We start from the raw sequence: 7,532 nt of genomic DNA on the forward strand, positions 1-7,532 counted from the left end.
TCTCACAGGCGCCAAACCTCTCAAGCCCCCCAGACACCTTCAACCCAACACGACCCCCTGCCGAGCCGGCCCTTGGCAGACAGCGCGGGTTCAAAGGCTACCGGCCATTCGATGGCAATCTGTGGACCCTCCCTGGCAATGCAACCTTCACGCTGGGCCCAGTAAACCCTCGTAGAAAAAACCACGCTCATCACCGAAAGCCTTTGGGGTAACCAGAAAGACATCTGGAAAGGCTCATGGAATAGCGCACATCAAAATGCCTTTACTTCAAGCAAGTTCTTCAAGTACTGGCCGTAACCGTTCTTCAGCAGCGGCTGGGCAAGGCGCTCAAGTTGCTCAGCATCGATCCAGCCCGCGCGGTAGCAAATCTCTTCAGGGCAAGCCACCTTGAGGCCCTGGCGCCGCTCCATGGTGGCAATGTACTGGCTGGCATCCAGCAAGCTGTCGTGGGTACCGGTATCCAGCCACGCATAACCACGCCCCATGATCTCGACCTGCAGTTGCTGCTGCTGCAGGTACAAGTTATTGAGGTCGGTGATTTCCAGTTCGCCGCGTGCCGACGGTTTCAGCTGCCTGGCCAAGTCGACAACCTGGTTGTCGTAGAAATAAAGACCAGTGATTGCATAGTTGGACTTCGGCGTTTTCGGCTTTTCTTCAATCGACAACACACGCCCGCTGCCGTCGAACTCCGCGACCCCGTAACGCTCCGGGTCCTGGACGTGATAGGCAAAGACGGACGCGCCCGTCTGCCGCTGATCAGCACTCTGTAGCAGCGCCTGGAAGTCGTGACCATAGAAAATGTTGTCACCCAGCACCAAGGCAGACGCAGCGTTACCAATGAAGTCTGCCCCGATCGTGAACGCCTGGGCCAAGCCGTCCGGGCTAGGCTGCACGGCATACGAGAGGTTGATGCCCCAACGGCTGCCGTCACCCAGCAGTTGCTCGAAACGCGGAGTGTCCTGGGGCGTGGATATGATCAGGATGTCACGAATGCCGGCCAGCAGCAGTGTACTGAGCGGGTAGTAGATCATCGGTTTGTCGTACACCGGCAAAAGTTGCTTCGATACCGACAGTGTGGCGGGGTGCAGGCGAGTGCCAGAGCCACCGGCCAGAATGAGTCCTTTACGTGCCATAACTATTCCTAACGCCGGATTTCGTCCAGCATGCGTTGCACACCTTGTTGCCAAAGCGGCATCTTGAGGTTGAAGGTCTTTTCGAGTTTAGCCAACGCCAGCCGGGAATTTCGCGGGCGTGACGCCGGCACCGGGTAGGCGTCGGTACTGATTGCCCCTACCTGCTCAGCAGAGACCTTCAAGGCAACGCCATTGCAGCAGGCATGGGCCAATACGAACTGGGCATAGCCGTGCCAGCTGGTTTCACCGGCTGCAGCAAGATGGTAGGTGCCGGCCAAGTCGCCAGCATCCTGCGCACTGAAGATTTGCCGCAGAACATGGGCGGTAACATCGGCGACCAGCTCCGCGCCAGTGGGGGCGCCAAACTGGTCTGCCACCACATTGAGCGCATCGCGCTCGGCCGCCAGGCGCAGCATGGTCTTGGCGAAGTTGTGGCCGCGCGCGGCATATACCCAGCTGGTACGCAGCACTACGGCAGCGGCACCGCTGGCCGCAATGGCCCGCTCGCCATCGAGCTTGGTACGGCCATAGACAGACAGCGGGCCGGTGGGGGCATCCTCTTGCCACGGCGCCTGCCCACTGCCATCGAACACATAGTCTGTGGAGTAGTGGATCAGCCATGCTCCCAGCCTGGCGGCCTCACATGCCAGAACGCCCGGGGCTTCGGCATTGATACGGGCAGCCAGTTCTGGCTCGCTCTCGGCTTTGTCCACTGCCGTGTATGCCGCAGCGTTGACGATCACGTCCGGGGCCAGCGAGCGCACTGTCGCCGCCAGCGCCTCGAGATCACTCAGGTCCCCGCACAACTCACCGTCGCCTTGGCGGTCAAGCGCAATCACCTCACCCAAAGGCGCGAGGGCACGCTGCAACTCCCATCCAACTTGTCCGTTCTTCCCCAACAGCAAGATTTTCAAACTTTGTCAGCCCCATATTGCTGCGCGACCCAGTCACGGTAGCTGCCGTCCATGACGCCTTTGACCCAATCCTGGTTAGCCAGGTACCAGGTAACCGTCTTGCGAATGCCGGTTTCGAAGGTTTCGGCAGGCTTCCAGCCGAGCTCGCGCTCAAGCTTACGGGCATCAATTGCATAACGGCGATCGTGGCCTGGGCGGTCGGTAACGAAGCTGATCTGGCTGGCATAAGGCTGCCCGTCAGCCCGCGGGCGAAGTTCATCGAGCAGCGCGCATACGCGGTGGACGATGCCCAGGTTGGGCATTTCGTTCCAGCCGCCGACGTTGTACACCTCTCCCACCTGCCCTGCTTCCAGCACACGGCGGATGGCACTGCAGTGGTCCTTGACGTATAGCCAGTCGCGAATCTGCTGCCCATCGCCATACACCGGAAGCGGCTTGCCAGCCAAGGCATTGACGATCATCAGCGGGATCAGCTTCTCGGGGAAATGCAGCGGCCCGTAGTTGTTCGAGCAATTGGTGGTGAGCACCGGCAAGCCATAGGTATGGTGATAGGAACGCACCAGATGGTCGCTGGCCGCCTTACTGGCAGAGTACGGGCTGTTCGGCTGGTATTGGTGGGTTTCGGTGAACGCAGGCTCACCGGCTTTCAGCGAACCATAAACCTCGTCGGTGGAAACATGCAGGAAGCGGAACGCCGCCCGCGCTGCCTCATCCAGGCCATGCCAGTAACCCCGCACGGCTTCCAGCAACTGGAAGGTACCCACCACATTGGTTTCAACGAATGCCTGGGGCCCGTGAATGGAGCGGTCGACGTGCGACTCGGCGGCGAAATTGAGCACAGCGCGCGGGCGATGCTCTGCCAACAGCCTTTGCACCAACGGCCCATCGCCGATATCCCCATGCACGAAGACATGTTGCGGATTACCCTCCAGGCTAGCCAGGCTCCGCAGGTTGCCGGCATAGGTCAGCTTGTCCAGATTGACGATGGTTTCGCCTGACTGGCTTACCCAATCCAGCACGAAATTCGCACCGATGAAGCCGGCGCCGCCGGTTACCAGGATTGTCATAGGCTTGACGCTTCTCGAGTGGATGTCGAAGGATGTTATTGGCGCAATTCTAGACGGGAACGCTGTCGGCGTGTTGCGGTAAGACACCGTTCACGCATTTGACGGTTGTTCTGTCATGGACCGCGAGGCAAAATACGAAATCTTCTCAGGAACGCCATCTGGGCTCACAGGGATGTTTATGCCTTCTATATTTCCTTCGGTCGCTGTTGCGGCCTTGTTTGCTTCCACGCCTGTCTGGGCACAGTCCACGCCGCTCGCTCACCGGGTGGTCGCGCCTAGTGCCTTCCTGGGGGTTGACCCGCAAGGGGATTTTTTGACCGAGGTGCCGGAGTGTGCAAAGGGGGAAGTACGCCCTACCGAGCCTTGCCGCGTTGCCACCAAGAAGGCGGGACGCTTTGAAGTGCGGGGGTTGCCGTATCTACCTATTTCGCCGGGGTACAGGTTGTTTGCGACGGTGGATGATGGGGCTGTTAGTCAGTTGGTTCTGACGGGTAATGCTAATAATTTGTATCTGGTTAAAGAGATGCTGACTGACAAGCTTGGGAAGCCGGCGACAAGTGCGGCTCATTGGGTGAAGTTGAAGTCAGGGGCTTCGTATGAAGCTGAGGTTTATAAGTGGAACTCTGAAGGGGTAGCTGTTGATTTTGGCCGCGATCTTAGTGATCTTGGGCGGTATTCGGTTACTTTTTCGACTTCGATGGTTGGTACGGACGTGGGCCAGCTTGAGTCCGTGCCTGGGGCAGAAAGCCCCAATTTGTAAGTTGATAAGATATCAGCCTGTAGGAAAGGTATTCTCAGCAGCAAAACAACGAGGCTGCGACCGATACCAAGATGATGAGTGGTATGGCCTGCAGGTAATGGTGCATTGTGCGATCTCCCACTACGCCGAGGGTACTGATCGTCAGGCACCTTTCCAATGCTTCGGCACCATAGTTCTTATGAATGTCCGCTAGGCTCTGTACGATATCCCGAGAAACCCAATTGCCGCCCTTCGGAAGCTGAAATTCTGTAGGGCTCCCGGCCATCGACGGAAAAGAATTCTGTGATGGCAAAACGTTACGAACTCTCGGACGAGGCCTGGGATGTAGTCTCCGATCTCTTCATCGAATCTCACGGCCGAGGGCGGCCACGCCTGAGCAAAAGCCTGATGCTCAATGGCGTGCTCTGAGTGCTCTGCTCGGGTGCTGCATGACGAGATATGCCAGAACGCTTCGGCCCATGGTCACCAGTGTATCAACGGTTTCGCGGCTGGCGAAATCAGGGGACGTTCGATCAGATGCTCAAACGCTTACACCTGAGAGTGAATGAGCAAGGATTGATCGTTCTGCAAATCTGGATGATCGACCCAACTGCAGTACGTGCAACCCGAGCCTCATCTGGAGCTCGGAAAAAAGGGGGCCTGACGAGCCTGCCGATCACGGTCTAGACCGCAGTCGCGGTGGCCTCACAACCAAGATCTACATGCTCTGCGACGCTAACGGGATACCGTTGCGCTTCCTTCTCCCTGGCGGTCAAGCCAGCGACATCAGCTACGCCCAACTGCTGCTGGGCGATGTTAGCATTCCATCGAGCCAACGTGGCCGTCCGTGTAAACGCTGCAAGTGGTTGCTTGCCGACAAGGGCTACCACGCCGAAGCTGTGCGCCGCTACTGCGACCAGTATCGAATGCAACCCGTCATTCCGATGCGCTCGATGAAGCGCAATCCCAAGACTGGCTTACCCAGATTGTTTGATCGGCCCAAGGACCGGCAGCGCAACATCATTGAGCGTATGTTTGGCTGGCTGAAATATAACCGCCGCATCGCAACATGCTTTGACAAGCTCGCGAAAAACTATGCGGCCATGGTCACACTGGCTGTTCCATGCGGTGTTTGCGACAGGAGAGTGTAGACAAAATCATGGCGTGAGTCGGCGCTCGAGGTGGCATGCCTCGGTCAGCTATACCCATGCTTCACTCACAGTGGACAGCCGGTCGTATGCATGATCAGTCGCCGAACCCTTTCATTCCAAGCATAAGTCCGCTCCACAACCCAGCGCTTGAGCATCACCACAAAGCCGATTGGGGCAGGCGTTGCACTGAACGGGTCTCCTTGTTCTGACTGTCATTGACCCGTTTTTCTATTGTTTGGACCTCGGATCACCTGAACGTCGAACGAGTGCGTGTGAAGCATGCGTTAAACCCACTTCCCAGCGTACGCATTGTCGACGAAGAGCGTATTCCATGACGGGTATTTTTCCTTCGAGTAAGCCGCCGTGTCATCTGCCGCGACGTGATCCTGCACACTGGCGCCGCTGATACTCACCGCCAAGAGCAAGCTCAACGTATCCACTATCAGACTTCGCTTGCGCCCCTCCACCTTCTTGGTATCGTCATAGCCACTGCAACCACCCTGCGGAGAACTGCGGGTCGATTGAGGGTCCAAAATAGCCGCTGCCGGATTGAAATCGAGCTCTGCTCTGCCCCGCCATTGTGCACGCAAGCGATCATGCATTTGCTCGAATTTGATCTGAGGGCAAAAATCAGCTGACTCAGCGTGACTGGACTTTTACTGCCATCTTGACGCTGGTACGCACCCGAAAAATCAGGTATTGATGTTGCGCTTTTAAAAAGGAGAATGCTGTGGAGTGGTACGAATCGTTGTTTCTTCAGGCATGCGGCCATGCGATGACCTTAGCAAAGGTCGCCCACCGCCGAGCTACGCAACACGCGCTAAATCTGAATATTGGCAGCACGCATGACCTAGTCGAGGCCTACCAACGTGGCGTCGCCCTTGCGTTCAACGTCACAGAACTAAAACAGTGCTTCGCGGATGGCGCAGACTGCGCGCTTCTGATACTGGTGAATGAGCATCAGTTTTCCAGCCCATTACAAGATATCAAACGGCAGCACGACGTGGTACTAAACGCCACACTTGGCACCACCGTACGCTCCAGCGACTTCGCCACTTACCACATCGATGTCGCGATCGTCCGCGCAACAGCCGCAAGCACCATGGACATCGCTCATTGAGACAAATGGGACTGCATCCGCGCAGTCCCTGTGTAGCAGAGCACACCAATCCGTCCATGCTTGCCTTCGCCACCAACGCTAACAGGCGCAGTACCTGCTCTGCAGGTCCGCATTCAGCCCGATACCAGCTAAGTCTGCACGGTAGGCAGGCATCATACGCCAAGCGAGAAATACAATGCCTTGGTATGCTTGACTGTGGCCATCGGCTCCATTGTTGTCGAGCTGATACTGCTGGGCGACCGCAAGACGCTGCCGCTGAGCGCAGAGCACCTGCGCAAGATAGATAAGAGAAATGCCGAAGCGGATTTCAAGCACTCGCCTAACCAATGGGCAACTGCAGGGACCCTACGATGTATTCCGGCTTGCGAGTATCCGACTTGACGAAGCTAAGCCGGATAAGACCCTCACTGTGTTTGGCTCCTGGGAGCAGACTAACTGGCGAATATCATAGCCGCAACTATGCCGTTTCACCCAAGAGGCTTGAGCATCGGGGTGCTCGGAATTAGTTACAGATCACAATCATACTGCGACTGGTATAATCGGCAGGTTTTATACCGAACAAAAAATCATCCTCTTCTTCATCCGTGTCACCGGATCGGGCGACGACCTTGTAGCTGCGCGAACTGCAGGAAGCCGCAGCCTTGCTATAGCACTTGCCCCAAGATGAATAAAGACCAGAACATTGATATGCAGACCTTTATTCCCGTTCCTGACTGTGGTTTTGCCTGTTGCGGCACATCCGGCGATGGCTAGAAGAATTATAATGAACAAAACGTTTCATTTCTGTCCTTGAATGCGAGGGTCGCCAATGTCTGACCTATCACGATCACTTCGTAACCGCTCCATGATCCCCACATTCTTTTACTTGGAATGTGGGGATCATGGAGCGCACACATTTCGAGACAGTCCAGCGGTAACTAATTGGTGTACTAAATGGCGGTAATATCGCCAGCAAGCACGGGCAAGCCATGTATTTCTAGATCATCTGAGTTGGTTTTTCTACCTTGACCGGCGCTTTTCATCTTCCTCAATAAAGCCCGTAACCGCATCAAGGTGTTGTACTGGGAGCGCAACGGCGTCTGCCTTTGGCTCAAGCGCCTCGAAGCCGAGCGTTTCAAAACTTCCTCCGACGCCACCGACGAAGCTATCGTCCTGACCGTCCAGGAACTTAACTGGTTACTCTTTGGCTTCGACCTTTGGCGCAGGCGACGAAACGAGGAGTCAAAACCTGATGCGGACGGTTGCGCCAGAGATCGAAACCGTCGAGTAGCCAATTCAGTTCCTGGACGGTCAGTACGATAGCTTCGTCGGTCGCGTCGGGTGAAGTTTTGAAACGCTCGGCTTCGAGGCGCTTGAGCCAAAGGCAGAAGCCGTTGCGCTCCCAATACAACACCTTGATGCGGTTACG

Annotated in this window: 6 protein-coding genes and 4 pseudogenes; 4 read left to right on the forward strand and 6 right to left on the reverse strand. The window is 56.5% G+C overall.

The window, feature by feature from the left end:
- Positions 1-251 precede the first annotated feature (251 nt).
- Genes rfbA through rfbB form a run of 3 tightly spaced genes read right to left on the reverse strand, consistent with a single transcriptional unit; the run spans position 252 to position 3,114 of the window.
- Positions 252-1,133: a glucose-1-phosphate thymidylyltransferase RfbA gene (gene rfbA / locus ACF8EA_RS23830; protein WP_021783071.1), complete on the reverse strand. Its 882-nt coding sequence runs from the start codon at positions 1,131-1,133 to the stop codon at positions 252-254.
- 8 nt (positions 1,134-1,141) lie between these two features.
- The gene (rfbD, locus tag ACF8EA_RS23835) at positions 1,142-2,047 is read right to left on the reverse strand and encodes a dTDP-4-dehydrorhamnose reductase (protein ID WP_084852126.1); all 906 of its coding nucleotides are present in this window, start codon (positions 2,045-2,047) and stop codon (positions 1,142-1,144) included.
- Positions 2,044-3,114: a dTDP-glucose 4,6-dehydratase gene (rfbB, locus tag ACF8EA_RS23840; protein WP_021783069.1), complete on the reverse strand. Its 1,071-nt coding sequence runs from the start codon at positions 3,112-3,114 to the stop codon at positions 2,044-2,046. The genes rfbD and rfbB overlap by 4 nt, the downstream gene beginning before the upstream one ends.
- A 115-nt stretch (positions 3,115-3,229) precedes the next feature.
- Between rfbB and ACF8EA_RS23845 the strand changes: the two genes are divergently transcribed.
- Positions 3,230-3,874 carry a hypothetical protein gene (locus tag ACF8EA_RS23845; RefSeq protein WP_279935592.1) on the forward strand — a complete coding sequence of 215 codons (645 nt, stop codon included), beginning with the start codon at positions 3,230-3,232 and terminating at the stop codon, positions 3,872-3,874.
- A 285-nt stretch (positions 3,875-4,159) separates the two neighbouring features.
- Positions 4,160-5,021, forward strand: a pseudogene (locus ACF8EA_RS23850) (IS5 family transposase).
- A 31-nt stretch (positions 5,022-5,052) separates the two neighbouring features.
- On the opposite strand, the pseudogene ACF8EA_RS23855 reads toward ACF8EA_RS23850, so the two are convergent.
- Positions 5,053-5,624 (reverse strand): annotated as a pseudogene (locus ACF8EA_RS23855) (transposase); the annotation flags it as partial.
- A gap of 110 nt (positions 5,625-5,734) precedes the next feature.
- Between ACF8EA_RS23855 and ACF8EA_RS23860 the strand changes: the two are divergent.
- On the forward strand, positions 5,735-6,124 hold the full coding sequence (locus ACF8EA_RS23860; RefSeq protein ID WP_392523493.1) for a hypothetical protein: 390 nt from the start codon (positions 5,735-5,737) through the stop codon (positions 6,122-6,124).
- A 502-nt stretch (positions 6,125-6,626) separates the two neighbouring features.
- Here ACF8EA_RS23860 and ACF8EA_RS23865 read toward each other — a convergent pair.
- Positions 6,627-6,895: pseudogene (locus ACF8EA_RS23865) on the reverse strand (hypothetical protein).
- A gap of 282 nt (positions 6,896-7,177) precedes the next feature.
- Here ACF8EA_RS23865 and tnpB (ACF8EA_RS23870) point away from each other — a divergent pair.
- Positions 7,178-7,273, forward strand: a pseudogene (gene tnpB, locus ACF8EA_RS23870) (IS66 family insertion sequence element accessory protein TnpB); the annotation flags it as partial.
- Positions 7,274-7,292: 19 nt separating this feature from the next.
- On the opposite strand, the gene tnpB (ACF8EA_RS23875) reads toward tnpB (ACF8EA_RS23870), so the two are convergent.
- Positions 7,293-7,532: IS66 family insertion sequence element accessory protein TnpB (gene tnpB, locus ACF8EA_RS23875; protein WP_392523495.1), on the reverse strand; the 240-nt coding region annotated here is incomplete at its 5' end.

This window comes from Pseudomonas sp. YQ_5 (assembly GCF_043103305.1).
In the GTDB taxonomy this organism is placed as follows: Bacteria; Pseudomonadota; Gammaproteobacteria; order Pseudomonadales; family Pseudomonadaceae; genus Aquipseudomonas; species Aquipseudomonas putida_Y.

Excerpts from the sequence above, each read along its gene's own strand:
- rfbA (WP_021783071.1), bottom strand. The coding sequence starts at position 1,133 with ATGGCACGTAAAGGACTCATTCTGGCCGGTGGCTCTGGCACTCGCCTG.
- rfbB (WP_021783069.1), bottom strand. The coding sequence starts at position 3,114 with ATGACAATCCTGGTAACCGGCGGCGCCGGCTTCATCGGTGCGAATTTC.
- ACF8EA_RS23845 (WP_279935592.1), top strand. The coding sequence starts at position 3,230 with ATGGACCGCGAGGCAAAATACGAAATCTTCTCAGGAACGCCATCTGGG.